This window comes from Cupriavidus necator N-1, from assembly GCF_000219215.1.
GTDB classification, from domain to species: Bacteria; Pseudomonadota; Gammaproteobacteria; order Burkholderiales; family Burkholderiaceae; genus Cupriavidus; species Cupriavidus necator.
Genome location: NC_015723.1, coordinates 1,596,079 through 1,618,482, shown reverse-complemented (window position 1 = coordinate 1,618,482; position 22,404 = coordinate 1,596,079). Strand labels below are relative to the sequence as shown.

Genomic DNA, 22,404 nt, shown 5'->3' with positions numbered 1-22,404 from the left:
TCAGCGTTGTTGCAGGTAGGAAGGTTCGCGCACGAAACGGGTGCCGACCAGGCTGATGGCGGCGGCGATCATCACGTAGATGGCCGGGGCCATGCTGCTGCCGGTGGTGGCGATCAGCCAGGTGATGATGAACGAGGCAAAGCCGCCGAAGATCGTCACCGCGAAGTTGTAGGCGACCGACAGGCCGGTCGACAGCACGCGCGCCGGGAACAGCTCGGAGAAGGCCGCCAGGATCGGGCCGGTGTAGGTGGCGATCAGCACGCCGAACACCAGCTGGAACACCAGCAGCGACGACAGTCCGGGTACATGGTTGATGAAGGTGAACATCGGCCACGCCAGCACCAGGATCAGCAGCGCCGAGCCGCTCAGCAGCACGCGCCGGCCGATACGGTCTGCCAGCAGGCCAACCAGCGGCGCGAACACCATGATGGCGCTGCCGCCAGCCATGCCGGCGATAAAGCCGTCGGCCTGCGGCACCTTCAGCACCTTGACCGCGTAGGTCGGCATGTAGAACAGCAGCACATAGGTGCACACCGTCCACAGGATCACCATCGAGAAGCTGGCCAGGGTCTCGCGCGGGTAGGCCTGCACGATTTCCTTCAGCGGTGAATCGGCGCGCTCGGCGTTGTCGCGGAAGGTCGGGGTTTCATCGAGGTGGTGGCGGATGTAGTAGCCCACCGGGCCGATCACGATGCCCAGCAGGAACGGCAGGCGCCAGCCCCAGCTGTTGAGCGCCTCGGTGCTCAGCGAACTGGTGACGAAGGTGCCCACCGCCGCGCCCAGCAGCACGGCCACGCCGATGCTGGCCTGGATCCAGCTGGAGTAGTAGGCACGCTGGCGCGCCGGGGCGTACTCGGTCAGGAAGGCGGTGGCGCCGCCCATCTCGCCGCCGGCGGAGAAGCCCTGCATCAGGCGCGCGATCACGATCAGCAGCGGGGCCAAGATGCCGACCTGGTCATAGGTCGGCGCAATGCCGATCAGCGTGGTGCCCAGCGCCATCAGCAGGATGGTCAGCGACAGTGCTGCCTTGCGACCCACGCGGTCGGCGTAGATGCCCAGCACGATGCCGCCCACCGGGCGCATGAAGAAGCCCACGCCGAAGGTGGCCACGGCCAGCAGCAGCGAACTGAGGTCGTCGCCGGTGGGAAAGAACAGCTTCGCGATGATGACCGCGAAGAAGCTGTAGACGGTGAAATCGAACCATTCCAGGCCATTGCCGATCACCGTGGCGATGATGGCGCGGCGGCGCTGGCTGGGCTGGATGGCGGGCGCCGCTGGCGCTGCTGGTGTGTAGGGTGCGCTCGTGGGCGCAGCACTGTTTTGCATGGGTTCCTCCTCTGTGGCAGCTGCCGGGGGGCGAGGGCCGGTGTCGTCTCAGCCGGCCTGGCAGATGGTGCAGCCGATGTTAGGAGAAGGCGGGGCGCAGACGGTAGCGATATCTCCGCATGAATGCATGCGCGTGGCGCATGGCTCGGGTTGACCGCGCCGCTGGCCTGCCATTACACTGCGCCCCGTTCTTATCAGCGGAGTTATCCGTGGACAGTTGTCCCAGTCATTCTCGCGGAAGGGAAGTTTCCCGGGCCGCCGGGGTGCGCTGAGCCACTGCAGTCGTCTTTCGCTGCGGTGCCGCCATCGCGCCTCGCAGTGTCCCCCGTTGGCCAGGTGCAAGCCTGCGCCCGCCGGTGCCGTTCCTCCCTTCCTGTCCTTCAATGTCTTGTCATGGCCTGCGCGTAACGTTCGCGGCCATGTGGCGGTATTTGTCAGGAGGGTTGCCATGGTGTGGCACCAGTTCTTCGTGCGTCTGGCCACAGTGGCCATCGTGGCCGCGGCCTGCCGGCCAGCGCTCGCGGCCCGGCCGCTGATCACCGACGATGCCCGCATTGTCGATCCCAAGTCCTGCCAGCTGGAATCGTGGATGCAGTTCCAGTCCGGCGGCAATGAACTCTGGGCGCTGCCGGGGTGCAATCCCACCGGCAACCTGGAACTGACGCTGGGCGGATCGCTGCAGCGGATCGATGGCGGGCTGGATGCCACCAATGTGCAGTTCCAGGCCAAGACGCTGCTGAAGCCGCTGGAGACCAACGGCTATGGCATTGCGCTGTCCGCTGGCCTTATTCATCATCCCAATGCCGAGCAACGCAAGCTGTTCGGCAACCTGTATCTCAATGTGCCGGTGTCGGTCTCGTTTGCCGACGACCGCTTCGTCGCGCACCTGAACGTCGGCGCCAACCGCGACACCGAGAACAACCAGACGCGCATGACATGGGGTTTCGGCACGGAGACGGCACTGCACCCGCGCGTGTTCCTGGTTGCCGAAACCTTCGGCGAGAACCGCGGCAATCCGTTATTCCAGGCGGGATTCCGTTTCTGGGTGGTGCAGGACCGCGTGCAGGTCGATACCACCTACGGCAACGTGTTCGGCGGCGGTACCGGCGCGCGCTTCTTTACGATCGGGCTGCGGCTGCTGTCGCCGGCGTTCCTGCCGTAGTGGCAAGCGCGCCGGCCATGCCGCCAACCATGTCAGCGGACGCTAGTGAAAAGCAAGCTCAAGCTCCACGCCGCTGTAGTCAACGCGCGGAGCAAGCCTGCGGCGTGGCCCTTGTTCAAAGTGAATCAAGCCGTAGCCCTCCATCGTGCGGAGGGTCCGCGACAGGTTCGACACGGCGCGTCCGGTCTTCTGCGATAGCTCTTCGAGCGATTCAGGATTCGTTTCCGCGATCAGCGCAAGCAATTGGCGATTGGCGGGGGACAGGACCTTTGCCAGCACGTCCAGCGATTGAAACCAGACCTTGGGCTCATCCTTTCCGGGCTTGAGTTTGCCGCGGGCGATCGCCATGGTGCGGGCCTTGAAGTCTTCCAGTGAGGCGATGCCAATCTTGAGGTTGCCGCTCATCATTCACTCCTTTTGCTGCAGGATCTTGTCGACCTCTGTCCAGAAATCTTCCAGCAACGTGGAAGCATCCTGGTAGTCGTAGAATCGAACGCCCGCCGCCATGTGCTGGTGGCCGTACTCAATGCGCGTCCGCACTCCTGGCCCGGATCCCTCATTGATGCCGTGCGCATTGTCAAAACCAAGCAAACGGCAGCCAATCCTGTCATGCAGTGTCAGCGAATACCTCAGTCCGTGAGGGCGTTCCTGCGAGATAGGGCAGGTGCGCACCACGATAGTTTCGTACGCCCATAGGACGCTCGAACAACGTTTGCCTGTGGCCAAGGCTCGTCTGGCTAGCACATCACTTTGCCACCGACAATGTAACGAGGAGGTTATTTTCTGGAAATCTGGCGCATATTCAGAGCTTTCCCAAAGGGCTTTCCTTGCTGGCACCGGCTTTCCAATTGCTGATCGCTTGCGGCTCCTGCCGCCGGCCCTTCAGGCAGCCAGTAATTCTTCTACTTCCTCGCGTCGCGGCGGATACGCGCCGGCCCGGGTCGCAGCAATGGCCGCCGCGGCGGCAGCCAGCCGCGCCTGTGCGGCAAGGTCGCCCGCCGCGCCGGACAGCACGCCGGCCATCCAGCCGCCCATCGCCGCATCGCCACAGCCGACGGTATCGGCCACATCAACTGCGAGCGCGGGCTGCTCGACGACAATACTGCCCTTGAGCAACGTCATGCCATGCGCGCCGCGCGTCAGCATGACGGTTGCATCGGGCGCCATGGCGCGTACCTGTGCCAGTGCCGCGTCGGTATCGAGCGCGGGAAAGAGCCCGGCCAGGTCTTCGTCGGAGATCTTGACGTAGCTGGCCAGTCGCAGCATGTGTGCGAGGACGTTGGCGTAGCCCGGTGCGCGCATCAGGTCCCGGAAGTTGGGGTCGAAGGCAATGCGCTTGCCCGCCGTTGCGGCCAGCGTGGCTTCTTCACACAGCCGTGCCGCCAGCGGCTGGCGCACCAGGCTGATGGAGCCGAAGTGGATCACCTCTGCCGCCTGGCGCCAGCCCTCTGGCAAGCGGGCCGGGTCGAAATGCAGGTCCGCGCTGTCGTCCCCGACAAAGAAGTACTGCGGCGGATGGCGTGACGCGACAAAGGCCAGGAACGGCGAGCGCGCCACCCGCTGCAGGAAGCGGCCGTCCAGGCCGGCGTCAGCACTGGCCCGGGCCAGGTCATCGCCGAACAGGTCCTGGCTGACGGCGCCCGCAAAGGCGGTTGCAATGCCCAGCCGGGCGCCAACGCGCGCCACGTTCCAGCATGAGCCGCCGGGCAGACCCAGCCAGCTGCCGTCGGCCTGGCGGACCATGTCGGTCAGGGCTTCGCCGAACACGACATAGCGGGGAAGGGGCGTGGACATCGGAGTCTCCTGTGTTGTCTGCCGCGGGTTAGCTTGCGGCCGTTGCCCGCACTGCCTGGGCGCGGCGGATCAGTGCGGCGGTCGAGGCATCATGCGCGGCGGCTCCGGCGGTGCCTTCCAGTTCGCGCTGGATCGGCGCGGCCAGCTTCTTGCCGAGTTCCACGCCCCACTGGTCAAACGAATTGATCTGCCACAGCGCACCCTGCACGAAGGTGCGGTGTTCCGACAGCGCCAGCAGCGCGCCCAGGTGGTACGGGTCCAGCCGCTGCAGCAGCAGCGTGTTGCTGGGCCGGTTGCCCTCGAATACCAGGTGCGGCACCAGCGCTTCGTCGCGCACGCCCTCGGCGCGCACTTCGTCGGCGGTGCGCCCGCGCAGCAGCGCTTCGCCCTGTGCAAAGCAGTTGGCCAGCAGCTTGGTATGGTGGCCGGGCAAGTCGCTCACGGGTTCCAGCGTGGCGATGAAGTCTACCGGAACCAGTTGGGAACCCTGATGCATCATCTGGAAGTAGGCGTGCTGGCCGTTGGTGCCGGTCGTGCCCCACACCACCGCAGCCGAGCCCGCATCGAGCGCGCCGCCGTCGAGCCGCACGGATTTGCCGTTGCTTTCCATTTCCAGTTGCTGCAGGAAGGCCGGCAGCAGTTCCAGCGGCTCGCAGTAGGGCGCCACGCAGCGGCTGCCGGCACCGAGGAAGCTGCGGTACCAGACATCGAGCAGGCCTAGGATCATCGGCAGGTTGCGCTCGGGCGATGCGCTGGCGAAATGCAGGTCCATCGCGCGCGCGCCGTCCAGCAATTGCCGGAAGCGCTCGAAGCCGATGGCGACGGCGATCGACAAGCCTACCGCCGACCACAGCGAGAAGCGTCCGCCCACCCAGTCCCAGAACGGGAACATATTTGCCGGGTCGATGCCGAATTCGGCCACCGCATCGCGGTTGGTCGACACCGCCACGAAATGCCGCGCCAGCCCGGCACGGGTCACGCCTTGCTGCAGGAACCAGTCGCGCGCGGTGCAGGCGTTGGCCATGGTTTCCAGCGTGGTGAAGGTCTTGGAGCAGACGATCACCAGCGTGGTGGCGGCATCCAGCCCGGACAGCGTGCGTGCCAGATCGCTGCCGTCGACATTGGCGACAAAGTGCATGCGCGGGCCGGTGGTTTGTGCATCGCCCAGCGCGCGGCAGACCATGCGCGGGCCCAGGTCCGAACCGCCGATGCCGATATTGACGACGTCGGTGATCGCTCGGCCATCGAACCCGGTCCAGGCGCCACTGCGCACCGCATTGGCAAAGCGCTCGATCTGCGCCAGCACCGTGGCGACGTCTGCGCCCACGGGTACGCCGAGCGCGCGATAGCCATCCTCCGGATAGGCGCGCAGCGCGATATGCAGTGCGGCGCGGTGCTCGGTGGTGTTGACCGGTTCGCCGCCGAACATGGCGTCGCGCCGCTCGGCCACGCGCGCCTGGCCAGCCAGGGTGAACAGCAACGCCAGCGTTTCGTCGGTGATGCGGTTCTTGGCGTAGTCCAGCGTCAGGCCGCAGGCTTCGGCGGTGAAGCGCTCGGCGCGCAGCGGGCCGCACGGGCCGTCGAACCAGTCGCGCATATGGGTGCCGCGCAGGGTGTCGGCGTGCGCGCGCAGGGCTTGCCAGGCGGGTAGGGAAGTGGTCATCTTGGATACTCCGCAATACGTGGGCTACATCTCTTCATGCCAGGCCATGCTGTCTCGCGACAGCAGGGCACTGGAGGCCGCCGGGCCCCAGGTGCCGGCGGTGTAAGGCTTGGGTGGCGTGGGCGAGTTCTCCCACGTCTTCAGGATGGGCGCGACCCAGCGCCATGCCTGCACCTGCTCATCGCGCCGCACGAACAGGCCCAGCCGGCCGCGGATCACGTCGAGCAGCAGGCGCTCGTACGCGCCCACGCGCCGCACACGTGGGGCGGCAGTGTTCAGTTGCAGGTCGAGGGACGCGGGAATCAGTGCCTGCGTGTCGCCCGGCTGCTTGGTCAGGAAATACAGCCGGATGCTTTCCTCGGGCTGCAGCGTGATCACCAGCCGGTTGCCGGACATGACCCCCAGCGGATGCGGGAACAGCGGGTAGGGCACGTCGTGGAAATGGATCACGATCTCCGCCACGCGCGACTGCATGCGCTTGCCGGTGCGCAGGTAGAACGGCACCCCGGCCCAGCGCCAGTTGGCGATCTCGGCGCGGATGGCGACGAAGGTCTCGGTGCGGCTGTCGGGCGCGATCCCGGGCTCACTGGCATAGCCGGGCACGGGGTCGCCGCCGGCGGCGCCACGGGCGTATTGCCCGCGCACCACCTTCTCGGCGACGTCTTCCGGCCGGATCGGCCGCAGCGCCTTCAGGATCTTGAGCTTCTCGTCGCGGATGGCGTCTTCCGACAGGCTCGTGGGCGGCTCCATCGCGACCATGCACAGCAGCTGCAGCAGGTGGTTCTGCACCATGTCGCGCAGCGCGCCGATGCCGTCGTAGAAGTTGCCGCGGCGCTCCACGCCCAGTTCTTCGGCGATGGTGATCTGCACCTGCCGCACCCATTCGCGCCGCCACAGCGGCTCGAACAGTACGTTGCCAAAGCGCACCGCCATCAGGTTCTGCACCGACTCCTTGCCCAGGTAGTGGTCGATCCGGTAGATCTGGTCCTCGGCAAAGTGCCGCGCCACTTCGGCATTGATGGCCTCGGACGAGGCCAGGTCGTGCCCGAGCGGCTTTTCCAGCACGATGCGGCTGCGCTGGCCGGTCAGGCCCACGCGCGCCAGTTGCTCGCAGATGGTGACGAACAGGTGCGGGGCCGTGGCCAGGTAGAACACCACCACCGGCGCCGCGCGCGCATTGACCAGCTCGGCCAGCGCATCGAAGCCGGCATTGGCGTTGGCATCCACCTGCAGGTACAGGATGCGGTCGAGAAAACTCTGCCAGGCTGCGGCCGCGGCGTTGCCCGCCAGCGCGGGCAGTACTTCGTCGTCGAGCATCGCCAGGTAGGCATCATGCGACAGCGGCTGGCTGCCCAGGGCCAGGATGCGTCCGCGCGGATGCAGCGAACCGGCGGCGTGGGCATCGAACAGCGCCGGCAGCAGCTTGCGCCGCGCCAGGTCGCCGGTGGCGCCGAACAATACGAAATCGAACTCCGGGGCAGGTTCAGGTGCCGGAGCGCCGGCAGGGTGGCTAGCCATCATGGATCAGAAAATAGTGGAAGAGGTGGAGGGACCCGCCATGCCGCTTACCGCGGCGCGGCCCAGCCCTTGTACTGGCCGACATTGGCGCGCGTCACCAGCGTGGACGGCAGCAGCACGGTCGGGTTGGGCGGGCGCTGGCCATTCATCATGCCCACGCCCAGCAGCACCGCCGTGCGGGCAATGGCCCACGGGTCCTGGCTGGCCGAGGCCTGCACCAGGGTGTCGGCCTTGAGCGCCGCTTCGATGTCAGGCGCGCCGTCGACCGAGGCAATCACGATGCCGCGGCGGTTAAGCTGGCGCGCGGCCAGGTCCGCGCCCACGGCCTGCGGGTCGTTGATGGTGAAGACCGCGTCCACCTTGGGAAAGCGCGTCAGGTACAGCTGCATCACGTTCAGCCCGCCTTCGCGGGAGCCCTTGGCATCCTGGTCGTCGGACAGGATGCGGATATCGGGATGGCGCGCCAGCACAGTCTTGCAGCCCTTGACCCGATCCAACACTGCCGATACCGGCGGGCCGTTCTGGATGATGACGTTGCCGCGGCCCTTGAGCCGGTCGGCGATAAAGCCGCAGGCGAGTTCGCCGGCCTGGGTGTTGTCGGTCTGCACGGTGGCATCGGCGCCGGCGGCGGCCACATCGACCGCCACCACCACGATCCCGGCCTTGCGCGCCTTGCGTACCGCCGGCTCGATGGCGCGGGCGTCGGCGGCGTTGATCAGGATCAGGTCGACGCCGGCGACGATAAAGCTGTCGATGTGCATGAACTGCTTGTTCAGGTCGTAGTCCGCCGACAGCACGGTGACCTTTACCTTCGGGTTGACCTGCCGGGCCGCGGCCTCGGCACCGCGGCCCAGTGCGACGAAATATGGATTGCCCAGCGAGCCCAGCGTCACGCCTACCTTCCTGAGCGGACGTTGCGGGGCCTGGGCATCCGAAGCGTGCGCGTCTTGCGCGGGCGCCTGAGCCATGGCCGGTGCAGCGCACAGAGCGGCCAGCACGCCGGCCGCCAGGGCTTTGAGGATGGGTTGGATCACAATGTTTCTCCTGTCCGGCAGCGTGTCAGGTACGGGCGGAGCCCTTCTGGCGATAGCGGTCGAGCGCGACCGCGCCGATGATCACCAGGCCCTTGATGATGTATTGCCAGATATCCGACACGCCCAGCAGGATCAGCCCGTTGGACAGCACCGCAATGATCAGCGCGCCCACCAGCGTGCCGGCAATCGATCCGACCCCGCCGACAAAGCTGGTGCCGCCCAGGATCACCGCGGCGATCGCATCCAGCTCATAGGACTGCCCCAGCTGCAGCCCGTTGGCCGCATAAAGCCGCGACGCCGACATCACGCCGCCCAGCCCCGACAGCAGGCCCGACACCGCATAGACGAACAGCAGCACCACCCATACCTTGATGCCCGACAGGCGCGCCGCCTCGGCATTGCCGCCGACCGCGTAGATCTGCAGCCCCAGCACCGTGCGGCGCAGCACCAGCCACGACACCGCGACCACCGCAATGGCAATCACCACCAGCCAGGGGATACCCAGCAGATCGCCGTTGCCGATAAAGGCGAACGAGATATCCGGGTTGTAGACCGTGCTGTCGTTGCCGACCAGCCGCGCCAGCCCGCGTACCGCGGTCAGGCTGCCCAGCGTCACGATGAACGGCGGCAGCTTCATGAAGGCGATCAGCGCGCCATTGACCAGTCCGAACAGCAGCCCGCACAGCAGCGCTGCCGGCACGCTCAGCGCCGCCAGTTGCGGCATCAGCGAGACCAGCATCGCCACCACCGCCGACACCGACAGGATCGATCCCACCGACAGGTCGATGCCGCCGGTCAGGATCACGAAGGTCATGCCCGCGGCCAGCACCAGGTTGATCGACGCCTGCTGGGCGATGATCGACAGGTTCTGCAGGCTGGCGAAGTTCTCGGTCAGCAGCGTGAAGCCCAGGCAGAGCAGCACCAGCACCGGCAGCATGCCTAGTGCGCGCAGGCGTTCCTGCGTGGTGGCGCGTCCGGTGGCGCGCGCCAGCGGTGTGGAAGCCTGGGCGGTGACGCCATGGGCCGCATGGGACGTGGATGAGAGGGGATTGCGCATAAGTGTCTCCTGATGCTGCGAGGCGGGATGCCGCCCCGGTGCGGCCGTTCTTTGCCGGCCTGTACGGGAATTCAGCGGTTCAATGCAAGACCGGGGGCTGTTGCTCGCCGGCGCCGGTTGCCAGCGCAATGATCTGTTCCTGCATGGCGGCGGCATCGGCGCAGCCCGGCACTTCGCCGGCCAGCTCGCCTTCGCGCATCACCAGCACGCGGTCGCACAGGCCGACCACCTCGGGCAGTTCGCTGGAAATCATCAGCACCGCCACGCCGGAGCGCGCCAGCTCATTGATGAGCCGGTAGATCTCGGCCTTGGCGCCGATATCCACGCCGCGCGTGGGCTCGTCCAGGATCAGCACGCGCGGCCGGGTTTCCAGCAGGCGCGACAGCATCACCTTCTGCTGGTTGCCGCCGGACAGCGATCCCACGTTGACCTGCGGGTGCGCCACGCGGATGCCGAGCGAGCGGATCGCCGCGGCGGTGCGCTGGCGCGCGCTGGCGCGGTTCAGGCGCCCGCCCCGCAGCGCATCGCGCGCGGCCACGATCAGGTTGATGTTCTCGTGCACGCTCTGGTCCAGGAACAGGCCCTGCAGCTTGCGGTCTTCGGTCAGGTAGGCAATGCCGGCATCGATTGACTGGCGCGGGCCGGTGACGGCCAGCGGCGTGCCGGCCACGAACACGGCGCCATCGGTGCGGGCATCGGCGCCGAAGACCAGCCGCGCCAGCTCGGTGCGCCCGGCGCCCACCAGCCCGGCCAGGCCCAGCACCTCGCCGGCGCGCAGGTCGAAGCTGCAGCCGCGCACGCGCCGGCCATCGGACATATTGCGCACCGACAGCATGATCTCGCCCGGCGCGGCCTCGCCATGGGTCTTGGTGTAGAAGCCGGACAGGTCGCGCCCGACCATCATCTTGACCAGCGCCGCCTGCGTCAGCGCCTCACGCGTGAGCGTGCCGACAAAGCAGCCGTCGCGCAGCACGGTGACGCGGTCGGCCAGCTCATCGATCTCCGCCATGCGGTGGCTGATGTAGATGATGGCCATGCCTTCGGCGCGCAGCTGACGGATCAGCGCGAACAGGCGGTCGGTCTCGCGGGTGGACAGCGGCGTGGTGGGCTCGTCCATCACCAGGATGCGGGTCTCGAAATGCACCGCGCGAGCAATCTCCACCAGCTGGCGCTGCGCGATCGACAGCGTATGCACCGGCGTCTGCGGCGTGAAGTCCGCGCCCAGCCGGGCCAGCGTGGCCTCGCAGGCGCGCGCCATGGCGGCGCGGTCGACCATGCCGCGGTGGTGCAGGTGGCGGCCCAGGTAGATGTTCTCGGCCACGCTCAGGTTGGGCGGCCAGGCTCAGCTCCTGGTAGATCACGGCCACGCCGTGGGCACGCGCCGTGGCCGGGCCGTCGATGGCCACCGGCTCGCCGCTGATGCGGCACTCGCCGCCCGGGTCGGCGATATAGGCGCCGGACAGGATCTTCATCAGCGTGGATTTGCCCGCGCCGTTTTCGCCCATCAGGGCATGGACTTCGCCGGCGTAGACGGTCAGCTCCATGTTGCTGAGCGCCTTCACCCCGGGGAAGGTCTTGGAGATATTGCGCAGCTCGAGCAGCGGGGCGGGGCCCGCATGGCCGCCATGCAGGTGCGCTGGCATGGGCGAGGTACGCGGTGCTTCAGACAATGGCATGGCTGGCCTCCGGAACGATGGCAGACGCACCCCGTAACAGCTCGGCGCGCGGCGAGAAGTTCATGAACATCGGCAGCGACGCGGCACCCACCGCGCCGGCGTTGGCGCCAAAGCAGCCGCGCACCACGGTGGCGGGCGCGCGGGCTTCGGGGGCGCCTTCATCCAGCGCCTGCTGCAGGCGCGCGATCAGCGTGGCGACCAGGCCGCCGTCGATATCGGCATCGAAGATCACCAGCGGCACGTCGAGCACGGCGAGGGCGGACTGCAGCGCAGGCGCCAGCGCATCGACGCAGTCGGCAATCCATTCCTCGACCGCGGGGTGGCCCAGCTCGACCTGGCGCTGAAGGTCGGCATGGCCGTTGACCACCACGCCGTGGTGGCGCAGGTGGCGGGTCAACGCGTTGAGCGACGCGCGCGAGATCAGGATGTCGCGCCGCTTGCCGTTGCCGGCGGCACCCGGCGCGGAGGGCAGGGTGCTGGGCGGCACCGGCATCATCGCGATATCGCCGGCATTGCCGGAGACACCGCGCACGCAGTCGCCATTGAGCACCACGCCGCCGCCGATGGCGGGGCCAAGGAAGACGTAGAGGAAATGCTGGGCATGGTGGCGCCCGTAGAACAGCTCGGCCACCGCGGCGGCGGTGCCGTCGTTCTCGCCGAAGACCGGCAAGCCGGTGGCGGCGTTGAGCATTGCCGGGAAGTCAGCCTGGTCCCAGGCGCGGAAGCTTGCCTGGAAGGCCTCGCCCTGTACGTCCAGCTCGCGCAGCCAGGCACCCAGGTTATAGGGCTGCGCCACGCCGATGCCCAGCAGCCGCTTCTGTTCGGCGGGGGTGAGCAGGGCGCGCAGCTCGGCAATATCGTGCCGCACCATGTCCAGCGCCTGGTCAGGGTGGGGCAGGACCAGCTGGTGGGCGCGGCTGGCCAGGATATGGCCGGCAAAGTCCACCATCACCACCTCGATGCTCCCGCGGTCCAGCCGTACGCCAATGCCGAAGGCGCCCTTGGGCTGCAGCCGGATCAGGCTGGCGGGCTGGCCGCGCTGGCCTTCCGTGCGGCGCCCGGACTGCTCGACCAGGCCTTCCTCGGACAGGGTCTGCACGATGCTGCCCACCGCCGTATTGGTCAGCTGCGCCATCCGCGCCAGATCAGCCTTGGAGGCCTCGCCGGCACGGCGCAGCGCCAGCAGCAGCGCGCGTTCGTTGTACAGGCGCAGGCTGGCGGAATTCACGCCACGGCCCGCTTTGGATGCGGTCATCTTGTCTCCGTCCGCTATTAATTAATTCACCTTGAATTAAATGATATGAGAGCGCAGAACTCAACCGCGGGGAAACCCGGAGGGCGGATGCGGCGCCTGGGCGCCAGGTGATGGGGAAGCCACTGTCGTGACTCGGATGCGGAAGAAAGCGGCGGTCCGTGCGCAGGGGGACCGCCGGGGTGCTGCCCGGGAGCGGGCTTATTGTTTGGTCATCTGCATGGTGAAATACCCGCCGGTCCCGGTGCTGCCGGCCATCACCAGCGTGCGCGCATAGCGCGTGCTGCTGTTCACGATGATGCTGCCGTCGGCCGGCATCAGGCGGATCGCGGCAAAGCCGTTGTGCGGCACGCCAGTCGACAGCGCGCAGCCGGTGCTGCCCGGCTGCGTGGAGTTTTCGGCAACGATCCTGACCGCATACAGGTTCTTGGCCGATCCCGGGGTGGCAAGCGTTGCCGTGCCCTGCAGGTCGCAAATGCGGGTGCCGCTGGTATAGGTACCGGTGACGTTGCCGGCGTCGTCGATCTGCATGGCAAAGCCGTCTTGCTTCCAGTTGCCGGCGATGGCAGCCGTGGTCCACGGCTAGCGCGTTGGACGGATCGTAGGTACCGGATAGCACATTGGTAGGGTTGCCTGGCGTGGCGACGAAATTGCCGTCAAAGCGCTGGCCCGGGGTAATGGTGCCGGCCCCGGTGGCCGGGTAGGCAAAGCCGGTTTCGTACAGCGTGCCGGGGCCCAGTGTCCAGGTCGAACCAGAGAACTGGAACGCGCCTCCCAGCACGCCCGTCAGTCTCGCGTGCACGAACTTCCCGCTGTTGTCGACCAGCGTGGCGTTCATGACGCCGACCCAGAGACCTTCGCTGCCATTGCCGACCGCTGCCGTCGAGCCCGGTTGCGGTGCGCTCAGGCTCGGCCGTAGCTCGCCAGTGGGTTCAGGTTGCGGTGCTGGATCCGGCTTTGGCCCGGGTGCCGGTGCCGGACTATTTTCAGACGGTGGCGTTTGTGGCGCCGGTGTGGGCGTCGCATTGTCCCCGCCGCCGCCACAGGCGGCCAGCAACGCGATGGCTGACAGCAGGGCTGCCGGCATGGCTATTTTTCTCATTGGATTTCACCTCCGGATTGTGGGAACGGTCTTGCTTTCCCGTTGCATACAGGCGCCGGCGGATCCCATTACGGATTGGTTGCGTCGGGCGACGCGGTGGGAAATGCCGACCAGCCAAAGCTATCGATCCGGGGTTGGCAGGTAAATCAGACGGATCTGAAATACGGGGGAGAAAATGCCTGAATGAAGTGTCTAGGGTAGTGGCTACAGGCGGCCGCGCATCCGGCGGCCGCCTTCGGAAGCGTCAATCCGGCAACGCGCCCGCCTGCCGCAGCGCCGCGCGTGCGATCTCCATGCGCGCCTTGGCGTGCTCGGGCCGCAGCATGTCGAGATTGAGCGCAAACAGGTAGTCATCATCGCCACGCTCAACCCAGCCCACCAGCCAGCCCACTGCCGGCCTGGCCGAATCGGCCCAGCCGGTCTTGGCGTGCAGGGTGTAGGCGGCGGTGCGCTCCATCACCGTAATGTCGTCCACTGCCTTGAAGGTGGTTGGCGAGAACGGCAGCGTGCGCTGCACCACGCCCTTTAGGAAGTCGATCTGCTGGTAGGCGGAAATCTGCAGCGTGCCGTTCAGCCAGAAGCGGTCGACCTGGCCTGAACTGTTGGCATTGCCATAGTGCGACGCAGTCAGGTAGCGCTGGTAGGCCGCGCTGCCAACCCGCCGCGCCAGCGCCTGGTAGGCCGGCACGCAGGAGTTGGGGAAGGCCACGCGCAGCGGCACGTCAGCGTTGCAGGCCTCGGGCAGGATGGCCTTGCCGCCGACCAGCCAGACCTTGCCGTCCCACGGCAGCTTGTCATGGTTGACGTCGGCCACGGCGCCGCTCTCCAGGCCGATCATCGAGTTCAGGATCTTGAAGGTCGACGCCGGCGAGTACTGCGTGGACGCACGCGGCTTGTTGTAGGTCAGCATGCGGTCGCGCCGCAGGTCGTAGATCACCATGGTGCCGGTGGCATCGGCCTGGCGGAACAGCGCCGCGGCATCCAGCGGGACTTCTTTCGGTGCCGCCAGGGCGGGCACGGTGGCGGCAAGCAGGCCGAGGCCGATCGCCATCGGTGTCAGCAAACGAGCAAGATGATTGTTCATGGCTGTGCAGAGGAGTTGAGGGGATGGCAATCCGGGCCCGGACCGTGGTGCGCAGCATAGGAGAGCGCCCGGATAACGCCAACCGCGCCGGCTGTAACTTGCGTAACATGACGGGCGCCGCCTGGCTTTCCCCGCGATTTCCCCGTTCCCAGACTGCCTGATGCCAGCCACGCCTGCCCCGATCCGTATCGACGTGTCGGCCCCGTACCGGGTCGACGGCCAACCCGCGCGCTACCAGTCGGTCTGGCTGCTGGCGCGCATCTGGCATGCGCATCGCACCGGGGAGGGAGGAGTCACCGCGGCAGTGGTGCGCAGCGCCTTCCCGACGGCGGCCAACCTGCGCATGCTGGCGTCGCGCGCGTTTGCGGACTTTGCGCGCTGGCAGGTGGCGGTCGGATGGGGCGCCGACCGCCAGCGCGATCCCGCTGCGGCCAATCCGGCGCACCGCAGCCGCGGGCCGTTCTGGATCACGGCAGCGAGCGCGCGGCGCCTGCGCTTTGTGGCGGACGGGCGCACGCTGGGCCCGGCCGCGCTGGCCGGCCATCTTGCCTTTGCCACGGCGCCGCAAGCGGCGCCGGCCGGCCAGCCGGACGGCGTTGGCTACGTGATGCGCGACATGGCCTTCTGGCGCGAGCTGACCCAGGCCATGCGCGGCGCCCAGGACGGCCACGCGGGCATGCATGGCTCAGCCGTGGCCGAATCCTTCCGCGCGGCTGGCCGCAGTGCCGGCGACGGTTTCCAGCAAGCCCTGTCGCTGCTCAAGGAAAGCCTGGCCTGGCGCCGCTGCGGCCGCCTCGATCAGAGCCGGGCGGCGCTCAGGCGTGTCGACCGCCTGGTGCAGGCGGCCGAGGCAGGCGCGGCGACGCCCGCGTTCTGCGCCATGGCGCATATCGTGCGGGCCTGGGAACGCTATACCCGCGGCGACAGCGACGGCGCGCGTGCCGGCCTGGAAGGACTGCACTCCGATCCGGAACTGCGCCTGGTGGTGCGCTACAACCCGCGCGTGCGTTTTGAAGTGCTGAACCTGGAAGCGCTGCTGCACAAGGCCGATGCCATGCGCGCCGGGCATGCCTGCACGGCGCAGGCCGCGCAGCTGGCGCTGGATACCTTCGCCGGCGCGCTGCAGGCAGCCTACGAGGCCGATTCCGTCGACGCCGTGCAGCATGCCGCGGCCAATATCGGCCTGTGCCTGTGGCTGTTCTGGCAGCACGGCCTGGTCGATGCCGCGCGGGTCTTGTCCGCCAGCGCGGTGCAGCGGCAGGCGATGCGCTGGCTGGGCTTGTCGGAGTGGATCTGCGACCGGTTCGGCGTAGGCGGCGGCACGGCGTGGAACGCGATCTTCCTGCTGCGCATCGCACGCGGCAGCTGCGGGCCCGATACCCCGCCGTCCGACCGGCCAGCCAGGGCCAACGACAGCATGGCCGCGTTCCGCCGCCAGCGCCCGTTGTCCGTTGCGGACGCTGTCGACGCCCTGCGGCCGTTCCACGCGCCGTTCGCGCCGGCCAAGGGCTTCGTGCGCTGGTCGGCCGTGGCTGCGTTCGCACTGGAAGACCATGACGCCGGCCACATCAGGCTGGGGCCGTTGCAGCTGGCCAACCTGCTGCTCGAATCGGCCTGGTATCTCACCCACGAGCAAGGCGCGACCGCAATGGCGTGCACAGCAGTGGAGCGGCTGGCCGCCCAGCTGCCTGCGCTGCGGCCGGCCGAGCGTGCGTTCTTCACCGCGGAACTGCGTGCCTTGCCGCCAGAGTTGCGCGATGCTGCCGCGGAAGCTTCAAGGCGCAGGCGCAAGGCGGCGTGAGGGCAGCGCGCTAAGCCCCGGTTGTGCCGGTCCGGTTTGCGCGGGACAGCGCAATAGCGGCCGGCAACAAAAAAGGGCGACCTTGCGTCGCCCTTGCTCACTGGCAAGCCAGAGTCAGTCGAACAGCTCGTGCCAGATGCTCTTCTTCTTATAGTGCTTCTGCTCGCGCTCATAGTGCCGGTCGCGGTCGCCATGGCCGCGCTGGTATTCCTGTCGCGGGGGCGGAGTTTGCTGCGGCATTTGCTGCATGGGCACCTGCTGCACCGGGGCGGCTGCCACGGAGCGCTCGAGGATCTTGTCGAGTTCGCCCCGGTCCAGCCAGACACCGCGGCATTTCGGGCAGTAATCGATCTCGATGCCCTGGCGTTCGGACATCACGAGTTGCGTTTGCGGGCACACCGGACAATCCATTGCTTCTCCTCATTGAAGTGAAAACGTCAGGATATGACCGGCGCCAGCCCATATGGTTCGACCGGAGGATACTTGCAGAAGTGGTGCCGAGGGCGTTTGATGTGGTGCGCAGGCCCTGGCAGGCCGCTCAGGCAGCCTCGCCGACGGTGCCGTGGCCGGCGTCTTCAGCCGGCTCGTCCTTGCCGCCGGGCAGCAGCAAGTTGAGGATCACCGCCGACAGCGAGCCCACCGTGATGCCGGAGCCAAACACTTCGTGGACAAAGGCCGGCAGCTTCGACAGCAGTTCCGGGCGGAACGTCACCGCCAGGCCGCAGCCGATCGACACGGCCACGATCAGGGTATTGCGCTGCGTGAACTTGACGGTGCTGAGCATCTGGATCCCGCCCGACACGATCATCGCGAACATCATCAGGCCGGCGCCACCCAGTACCGGCTGCGGGATCGCCACCACCAACGCGCCCAGCACCGGGAACAGCCCCGCCAGCAGCAGCATGACACCGGTCAGCGCGACCACATGGCGGCTGGCCACGCCGGTCAGCGAGACCACGCCGACATTCTGCGCGAAGGTCGACAACGGCGGGCTCGACACCAGTGCCGCAAAGGCCGAGCCAAAGCCATCGCACAGGATGCCGCGCGACAGGCATTTGCCGGAAATCGGCCGCTGCGTGGCCGCGCCCAGTGCCATGAACGTGCCCGTGGACTCGACGATGGTCACCAGGAAAGCGATCGACATGGCGACAATGCCCGAGATGGGGAACGACATGCCGAAGTGCAGCGGCTGCGGCACCGCGATGATGGGTGCCTGGTGAAACTGGGTGAAATCGACCAGGCCCAGTGCCAGGCAGAGCAGGTAGCCGCCGGCAATGCCGACGACAATGGCCGAGGCCGACAGCATGCCCTTGCCCCACTGCACCACCGCCACCACCAGCGCCAGCACCGCGACGGCAATCGCCAGATTGCCGGGCGCGCCATAGCGGCTGCTGCCCTGGCCGCCTGCGGCCCAGTCGATGGCCACCGGAATCAGCGACAGGCCGATCATGGTGACCACCACGCTGGTGACGGTATGCGGAAACAGCTTGCGGATCGCCGGCATGAAGAAGCTGCCCAGGATCATCACCAGCGAGCCCGCCAGCGCCGAGCCCAGGATGCCGGCCACGCCGTGTTCGACGCCCACGCTGATGGCCGCGCCGACAAAGGCGAAACTGGTGCCCATCACGCATGGCATGCGGATACCCACCGGGCCAATGCCCTTGCACTGGATGATGGTGACGATGCCCGAGCCAAGCAGGGCGGCATTCACCAGCGCTATGACCTGGTCCGGCGGCAGTTTCAGGGCACCGCCAATGACCAGCGGCACCGCAATGATGCCGCCCAGGGCGGCCAGCAGATGCTGGAGCGCAAGCAAAAACGTCGTCAGCCGCGGGGGGCGGTCTTCCACCTTGAACAGCAAGGGCGCCATTCATGTCTCCTGTTGTCTGGCCGGATATGTTTCCGGACTGTCTTGTTCTTCTGGCGCCGGGGGAGGGGCAGCCCCCGGCCCTGTCGTTGCGCGCTGCCGGACAGGCGGAGAAGACCGCCTGCAGCAAGCATGGCCGGGATCAGGTTCCAGGCCGCAACCGGGGAGCAAGAATAGCAGGGATAAGCACTCCGTGATACAAAAATTGCATACAATTTGTATCAGCTCCCTTGCACGGGAGGATAAGAACCGTGGAACAGCGCCGCGCGCCGGCGCGCGGAACAGGTCCGGGGCCGGCTACTCGCCGAAAAACACCCTTTCCGGATGCGGATGGCTGAGGAAGTCGTGGTGCGAGATGTGCCAGCCGTAGGCCCCGGCCAGCATAAAGACGATGCGGTCGCCCACGCGCACGCGCGGCACCGTTACCTCCTGCGCGAAGACGTCCTTCGGCGTGCAAAGCTCGCCGCAGATCGTGAGCCTTGCGTCAGTCAGCTCCGGGCGCGCAAACGGGTAAGGCCACGCGTCGTTCGGCGCGACGAAAAACGGATGATTGTGCTGCCACGACACCGGCAGCCGGAAATGGTGCGTACCGCCGCGCACGATGGCGAAGTGCTTGCCGTGATTGTGCTTGAGGTCGATGACTTCAGCCACGTAGCAGCCGCAGTCGGCGCTGATGAAACGGCCGCATTCCAGCACGATGCGGCAGCCGGGCCGCCGCTGCTGCAGCAGTTGCGCCAGCCCGGCGCAGAAGCGCGGCCAGTCAAAGGTGCGATCGGGATCGGTGTAGTCGATGCCGATGCCGCCGCCGACATTCAGCCATTCCAGCGCCAATCCGTGTTCGTCACGGCATTGCTGCGCCAGCGCGATATGGCGTGAAATCAGTTCGAGATGCTGGTCGGCGTCCAGGCTGTTGGAGCCCGCGTGCAGGTGCAGCCCGACCAGGCGCACGCCGGGCAGGTCGCATGCCAACGCGATCACGGCGGGGAGTTCCGCCTGGTCGATGCCGAACTGCGTCGGACGCCCGCCCATCTGCAGCGTGGCGCCGGGCAGGCCGTAGGCCGGATTCACGCGCAGCAGCACGTCGGCGCGGCGGCCCATGCGTTGCGCGATGCGGTCCAGCCGGCGCAGTTGCAGCGCGCTTTCGACGTGGATCAGCCTGACGCCGAGGCGCAGCGCGCCCTCCAGCTCGGCATCGGTCTTGCCCGGGCCCCCGAATACGACCGGCACGTCGGCTTCGACGGCGCGCACGCGTTCGATTTCACCCAGCGACGCGACTTCGAAGCCGGCCGTTGCGCCCAGCAGCGCGCGCAGCACTGGCGCATCGCTGTTGGCCTTGATTGCGTAGTAGAGATCGCAGTCCTCGGGCAAGGCGGCAGCGAGGCCAGCCGCGCGCGTGCGCAGGTGGTCCAGGTCATAGAGATAGGCGCACGCAGGCCCCTTGCGGGGATCAAGTTCATCCAGGTAACGGGTGATGTTTTGCGGGTTCATGGGGTGGCGGGAAGGGGCGGCTTTATGTTGATGACTGGGAATGGGATTGCAGGTGTGCGGCCATGGCCCGGCGCGCGATGCCGCGGTCGTCGCCGAGCAGCAGCATGCGCGTGCCTTGCCGGCGCCAGAGCGCGGCGTCTTCCGGGGTGCGCGGCAGCGCGCAGAAATGCTTGCCATGCGCGCGCGCCGCATCGGCAATGCGCGCCACGGCGTCCCACACCAGCGGATGACGCGTCTGCCATGGCACGCCCAGTGATTGCGAGAGATCCGCGGCGCCTTCGAGCAGCACATCGATGCCGGGTACAGCGGCGATGTCATCGAGCGCATCGAGCGCGGCGCTGTCTTCGATCATCGCCACGACCAGCGTATCGGCGCCCGCTGCGGCAGTGGCGGCGGCAAGATCGTCGCGGCCGAACGCGCTATGCCAGGTGGCGTTCAGCCCCCGCTCGCCGGGCATGGGCTGATGCTGTGCGTAGTGGCAGAGCCTGGCCGCCTGCCTTGCCTGCGCTACAGCACTGATGCGCGGGAAGACGATGCCCTGGGCGCCGGCGTCCAGCGCCGGCGCCACCTGGTGCGGGGCCGCCACGCGCACCAGTGGCGCGATGCCGCTGGCGCGCGCCGCCAGCAGCATGGCGCCAAGCTGCGCGCCATCGATCAGCGTGTGTTCCAGGTCGATCACCACGAAGTCATAGCCGGCGGCAGCGATCAGCTCGACGGTCAGTGCCGCAGGCGTCGAGCAGAACAGGCCGTGCACCTGGCCGCCGCCCGGATCCGACAAACGCGCCTTCAGCGATCTCATGCCGCCTCCGCCTCCGCCTCCGCCAGCGCCAGCGGATTGGGCGCCTGCCGCGTGCGCAGCCGGATCTCGGGCATGAAGCGGCGGCTGGCCAACAGTTCGATCGACATGGTGGGCGCGAAGCAGTCGAAGCGCCGGAAGCTTTCAGCCAGGCGCGGGTGTGCGCGCTGGTAGCTGCGGATCACGCCTGCCACGATGGCCCAGAACGCTGTTTCCTCGAGCTGGTAGTGGCCGGCAAGCAGTGGGGCCAGTTCGGCCAGGTTGACGAAGAACAGTGCGTCGCAGGTGAAGTCCCGCAGTTCATCGGCATCGTCCGTTTCAATAAACGAGTTCGGGTTGACGCGCGCATGCTCGGCCGGCGGCGGCGTGAGTTGCGGCGCGGCGCCGGACAGCCACTGGCGCGAGAAGCGCACGCCGTCGTGAAAGTCCTTGAGCGCCACGCGCTGCGGCAGGCCGTCGACGTGCAGCAGCAGCATGTTCTGCGCGTGCGACTCGAGCGCGGTGCCGTGCTCCCAGAGCAGGTGCAGCACCGGCAGCCATGCACGCTCCACCAGCCGCTGCAGCCAGACGCGCACGCCATGACGGCGGACCCACGGCTCGATCAGCGGCAGGCCGTCGACATCGATATGGGTAAGCGCGGTCATGGGAATGGCGGCCTCGCCGGGTGCCAGATAGCGGTGGATGCTTTCGCGCCAGATGCAGGAAAGCGCGCCGTACTGGCCCTGCACCGGCGCGGCGGGCACATGGCTGACGCCGGCGACTTCGCGCAGCAACACCGGCGCGGCCATCGGCTCGGTCCATTCCGTGCGCGCCACCAGGCTCGCCAGCCAGTCACTCAAGACGGCGGCGTTGCATACCGTGTGCGGCGCCAGCACGCGCGAAGTGGACGTGTTGACGAGATTCATGGCCAGCTTGAGCGACAACGCATCGGCCTGATCGGCATTGGCGAGGGTGCGGATCGACTGCTGGGGCAGGTAGCGGCCCGGCATCTCGCCGACGGCGATCAGCTCGCCGCGCGCGAACGCGCCGTGGTAGCCCGGCGCGATGACCTCGTCCCATTGCCACGGGTGGACGGGCAGCGGCAGGTAGTCGGCGGGATTGGCACCATGCTCGCGCAAAGCGGCCTCAAATGCGGCGCGCGCCGGCGGTGGCAGCAGGCTCTCGGGCGATGCCTCGGCGTTGCCGAGATTCCAGCGGCAATGCGAGCGGCGCGCTGCCAGCAGCACGGGCTGCAGGGGCGCGGCGCATTCCGGCGCGTAGCGTCCGTTGTCCGCCAGCGTGAAACCCATGCGCGATTTATATCCCGGGTGGTAAGGATGGGCACCCGTCAGCCGCGCTTCGATGGCATCGTAGCCGGCATCGCGCAACGGTTGTCCGGCGTGCCCGTTGGCATGGTGGGACTGCGCGTCCTTGACCTGCGTGGACAGCAGCTCCAGCCCGAACTGCTGCAGGCGCACCGGGTCGGCATCGAGCTGGCCGGCAAGCTCGGACAGCAGTTGCGCGACGTCGTCGGCTTCAGCCTGGCTCTCGCCTTCGCAACGGAGCACCGGCCCACGGATGCGGATGCGGCCGAAGCTGGCGGTGCGCTGCGCGGCGCAGCGATAGCTGACGGGTTGGCCGCCTGCCGTCACGCCGGGCAGTTCGACGCCGGCGTCGCTGACAATCACGTCGCGCAGGCAGTCTTCGAACAACAGGGCTTCCAGCAGCTGGCGCAGCACGCGGCGGGCGGCTTGCTGGTATTGCGGGCTCTGGATCAGTCGTTGGTAATCGGTGGTGTTCATCGG

18 protein-coding genes and 1 pseudogene are annotated in these 22,404 nt (G+C 67.6%); 2 read left to right on the top strand and 17 right to left on the bottom strand.

Features of this window, described 5'->3' with window-relative positions; all coding sequences use genetic code 11:
• On the bottom strand, positions 1 to 1,326 hold the full coding sequence (locus CNE_RS25395; RefSeq protein ID WP_013953160.1) for an MFS transporter: 1,326 nt from the start codon (positions 1,324 to 1,326) through the stop codon (positions 1 to 3).
• A 448-nt stretch (positions 1,327 to 1,774) separates the two neighbouring features.
• On the opposite strand from CNE_RS25395, the gene CNE_RS25390 reads away from it, so the two are divergent.
• Positions 1,775 to 2,488, top strand: coding sequence for a hypothetical protein (locus CNE_RS25390; protein ID WP_013953159.1), 714 nt, complete (start codon positions 1,775 to 1,777; stop codon positions 2,486 to 2,488).
• Between the two features lie 42 nt (positions 2,489 to 2,530).
• Here the strand turns inward: CNE_RS25390 and CNE_RS25385 are convergent, their stop codons facing one another.
• The 11 genes and pseudogenes from CNE_RS25385 to blaOXA all read right to left on the bottom strand — a co-directional run bounded on the left by CNE_RS25385 (position 2,531) and on the right by blaOXA (position 14,668).
• Complete coding sequence (locus CNE_RS25385) at positions 2,531 to 2,896, bottom strand: HVO_A0114 family putative DNA-binding protein (protein ID WP_112776617.1); 366 nt, start codon at positions 2,894 to 2,896, stop codon at positions 2,531 to 2,533.
• Positions 2,897 to 3,163 carry a DUF6516 family protein gene (locus tag CNE_RS25380; RefSeq protein ID WP_013953157.1) on the bottom strand — a complete coding sequence of 89 codons (267 nt, stop codon included), beginning with the start codon at positions 3,161 to 3,163 and terminating at the stop codon, positions 2,897 to 2,899.
• A 207-nt stretch (positions 3,164 to 3,370) separates the two neighbouring features.
• Entirely contained in the window at positions 3,371 to 4,282 is a 912-nt protein-coding gene (locus tag CNE_RS25375; protein WP_013953156.1) for a carbohydrate kinase family protein, read from the bottom strand.
• Between the two features lie 28 nt (positions 4,283 to 4,310).
• Positions 4,311 to 5,945, bottom strand: a complete 1,635-nt coding sequence (pgi, locus tag CNE_RS25370) for a glucose-6-phosphate isomerase (protein ID WP_013953155.1) — start codon at positions 5,943 to 5,945, stop codon at positions 4,311 to 4,313.
• A gap of 24 nt (positions 5,946 to 5,969) precedes the next feature.
• Positions 5,970 to 7,466 (bottom strand): glucose-6-phosphate dehydrogenase, encoded by a 1,497-nt coding sequence (gene zwf / locus CNE_RS25365; protein ID WP_013953154.1) that lies wholly within the window; start codon positions 7,464 to 7,466, stop codon positions 5,970 to 5,972.
• A 44-nt stretch (positions 7,467 to 7,510) separates the two neighbouring features.
• Complete coding sequence (locus tag CNE_RS25360) at positions 7,511 to 8,431, bottom strand: ABC transporter substrate-binding protein (RefSeq protein WP_238553140.1); 921 nt, start codon at positions 8,429 to 8,431, stop codon at positions 7,511 to 7,513.
• 91 nt (positions 8,432 to 8,522) lie between these two features.
• Positions 8,523 to 9,554: an ABC transporter permease subunit gene (locus tag CNE_RS25355; protein ID WP_013953152.1), complete on the bottom strand. Its 1,032-nt coding sequence runs from the start codon at positions 9,552 to 9,554 to the stop codon at positions 8,523 to 8,525.
• 79 nt (positions 9,555 to 9,633) lie between these two features.
• Positions 9,634 to 11,197, bottom strand: a pseudogene (locus CNE_RS25350) (sugar ABC transporter ATP-binding protein).
• Positions 11,198 to 11,216: 19 nt separating this feature from the next.
• On the bottom strand, positions 11,217 to 12,485 hold the full coding sequence (locus CNE_RS25345; protein WP_013953150.1) for an ROK family protein: 1,269 nt from the start codon (positions 12,483 to 12,485) through the stop codon (positions 11,217 to 11,219).
• A 198-nt stretch (positions 12,486 to 12,683) separates the two neighbouring features.
• Positions 12,684 to 13,013: a hypothetical protein gene (locus tag CNE_RS42245; RefSeq protein ID WP_013953149.1), complete on the bottom strand. Its 330-nt coding sequence runs from the start codon at positions 13,011 to 13,013 to the stop codon at positions 12,684 to 12,686.
• An 815-nt stretch (positions 13,014 to 13,828) separates the two neighbouring features.
• A complete protein-coding gene (gene blaOXA, locus CNE_RS25335) occupies positions 13,829 to 14,668 on the bottom strand; it encodes an OXA-1206 family carbapenem-hydrolyzing class D beta-lactamase (protein WP_013953148.1) in 840 nt (279 codons plus the stop codon).
• A 160-nt stretch (positions 14,669 to 14,828) separates the two neighbouring features.
• On the opposite strand from blaOXA, the gene CNE_RS25330 reads away from it, so the two are divergent.
• On the top strand, positions 14,829 to 16,469 hold the full coding sequence (locus tag CNE_RS25330; RefSeq protein WP_013953147.1) for a hypothetical protein: 1,641 nt from the start codon (positions 14,829 to 14,831) through the stop codon (positions 16,467 to 16,469).
• 114 nt (positions 16,470 to 16,583) lie between these two features.
• On the opposite strand, the gene CNE_RS25325 is transcribed toward CNE_RS25330, so the two are convergent.
• From CNE_RS25325 to CNE_RS25305, 5 genes are all read right to left on the bottom strand, one after another.
• On the bottom strand, positions 16,584 to 16,880 hold the full coding sequence (locus tag CNE_RS25325; protein ID WP_013953146.1) for a TFIIB-type zinc ribbon-containing protein: 297 nt from the start codon (positions 16,878 to 16,880) through the stop codon (positions 16,584 to 16,586).
• Positions 16,881 to 17,007: 127 nt separating this feature from the next.
• Complete coding sequence (locus tag CNE_RS25320; protein WP_013953145.1) at positions 17,008 to 18,339, bottom strand: nucleobase:cation symporter-2 family protein; 1,332 nt, start codon at positions 18,337 to 18,339, stop codon at positions 17,008 to 17,010.
• Positions 18,340 to 18,633: 294 nt separating this feature from the next.
• Positions 18,634 to 19,824 (bottom strand): type III PLP-dependent enzyme, encoded by a 1,191-nt coding sequence (locus CNE_RS25315; protein ID WP_013953144.1) that lies wholly within the window; start codon positions 19,822 to 19,824, stop codon positions 18,634 to 18,636.
• A gap of 22 nt (positions 19,825 to 19,846) precedes the next feature.
• The gene (locus CNE_RS25310) at positions 19,847 to 20,623 is read right to left on the bottom strand and encodes an HpcH/HpaI aldolase family protein (RefSeq protein WP_013953143.1); all 777 of its coding nucleotides are present in this window, start codon (positions 20,621 to 20,623) and stop codon (positions 19,847 to 19,849) included.
• Positions 20,620 to 22,401 (bottom strand): IucA/IucC family protein, encoded by a 1,782-nt coding sequence (locus CNE_RS25305; RefSeq protein ID WP_013953142.1) that lies wholly within the window; start codon positions 22,399 to 22,401, stop codon positions 20,620 to 20,622. Before CNE_RS25305 ends, CNE_RS25310 begins: the two co-directional genes overlap by 4 nt.
• Positions 22,402 to 22,404 lie beyond the last annotated feature (3 nt).

Bases quoted from the DNA above. Each gene is read 5' to 3' on its own strand.
- CNE_RS25395 (WP_013953160.1), bottom strand. From the start codon at position 1,326: ATGCAAAACAGTGCTGCGCCCACGAGCGCACCCTACACACCAGCAGCG.
- CNE_RS25390 (WP_013953159.1), top strand. From the start codon at position 1,775: ATGGTGTGGCACCAGTTCTTCGTGCGTCTGGCCACAGTGGCCATCGTG.
- CNE_RS25385 (WP_112776617.1), bottom strand. From the start codon at position 2,896: ATGATGAGCGGCAACCTCAAGATTGGCATCGCCTCACTGGAAGACTTC.
- CNE_RS25375 (WP_013953156.1), bottom strand. From the start codon at position 4,282: ATGTCCACGCCCCTTCCCCGCTATGTCGTGTTCGGCGAAGCCCTGACC.
- pgi (WP_013953155.1), bottom strand. From the start codon at position 5,945: ATGACCACTTCCCTACCCGCCTGGCAAGCCCTGCGCGCGCACGCCGAC.
- zwf (WP_013953154.1), bottom strand. From the start codon at position 7,466: ATGATGGCTAGCCACCCTGCCGGCGCTCCGGCACCTGAACCTGCCCCG.
- CNE_RS25360 (WP_238553140.1), bottom strand. From the start codon at position 8,431: ATGGCTCAGGCGCCCGCGCAAGACGCGCACGCTTCGGATGCCCAGGCC.
- CNE_RS25355 (WP_013953152.1), bottom strand. From the start codon at position 9,554: ATGCGCAATCCCCTCTCATCCACGTCCCATGCGGCCCATGGCGTCACC.
- CNE_RS25345 (WP_013953150.1), bottom strand. From the start codon at position 12,485: ATGACCGCATCCAAAGCGGGCCGTGGCGTGAATTCCGCCAGCCTGCGC.
- CNE_RS42245 (WP_013953149.1), bottom strand. From the start codon at position 13,013: ATGCAGATCGACGACGCCGGCAACGTCACCGGTACCTATACCAGCGGC.
- blaOXA (WP_013953148.1), bottom strand. From the start codon at position 14,668: ATGAACAATCATCTTGCTCGTTTGCTGACACCGATGGCGATCGGCCTC.
- CNE_RS25330 (WP_013953147.1), top strand. From the start codon at position 14,829: ATGCCAGCCACGCCTGCCCCGATCCGTATCGACGTGTCGGCCCCGTAC.
- CNE_RS25325 (WP_013953146.1), bottom strand. From the start codon at position 16,880: ATGGATTGTCCGGTGTGCCCGCAAACGCAACTCGTGATGTCCGAACGC.
- CNE_RS25320 (WP_013953145.1), bottom strand. From the start codon at position 18,339: ATGGCGCCCTTGCTGTTCAAGGTGGAAGACCGCCCCCCGCGGCTGACG.
- CNE_RS25315 (WP_013953144.1), bottom strand. From the start codon at position 19,824: ATGAACCCGCAAAACATCACCCGTTACCTGGATGAACTTGATCCCCGC.
- CNE_RS25310 (WP_013953143.1), bottom strand. From the start codon at position 20,623: ATGAGATCGCTGAAGGCGCGTTTGTCGGATCCGGGCGGCGGCCAGGTG.
- CNE_RS25305 (WP_013953142.1), bottom strand. From the start codon at position 22,401: ATGAACACCACCGATTACCAACGACTGATCCAGAGCCCGCAATACCAG.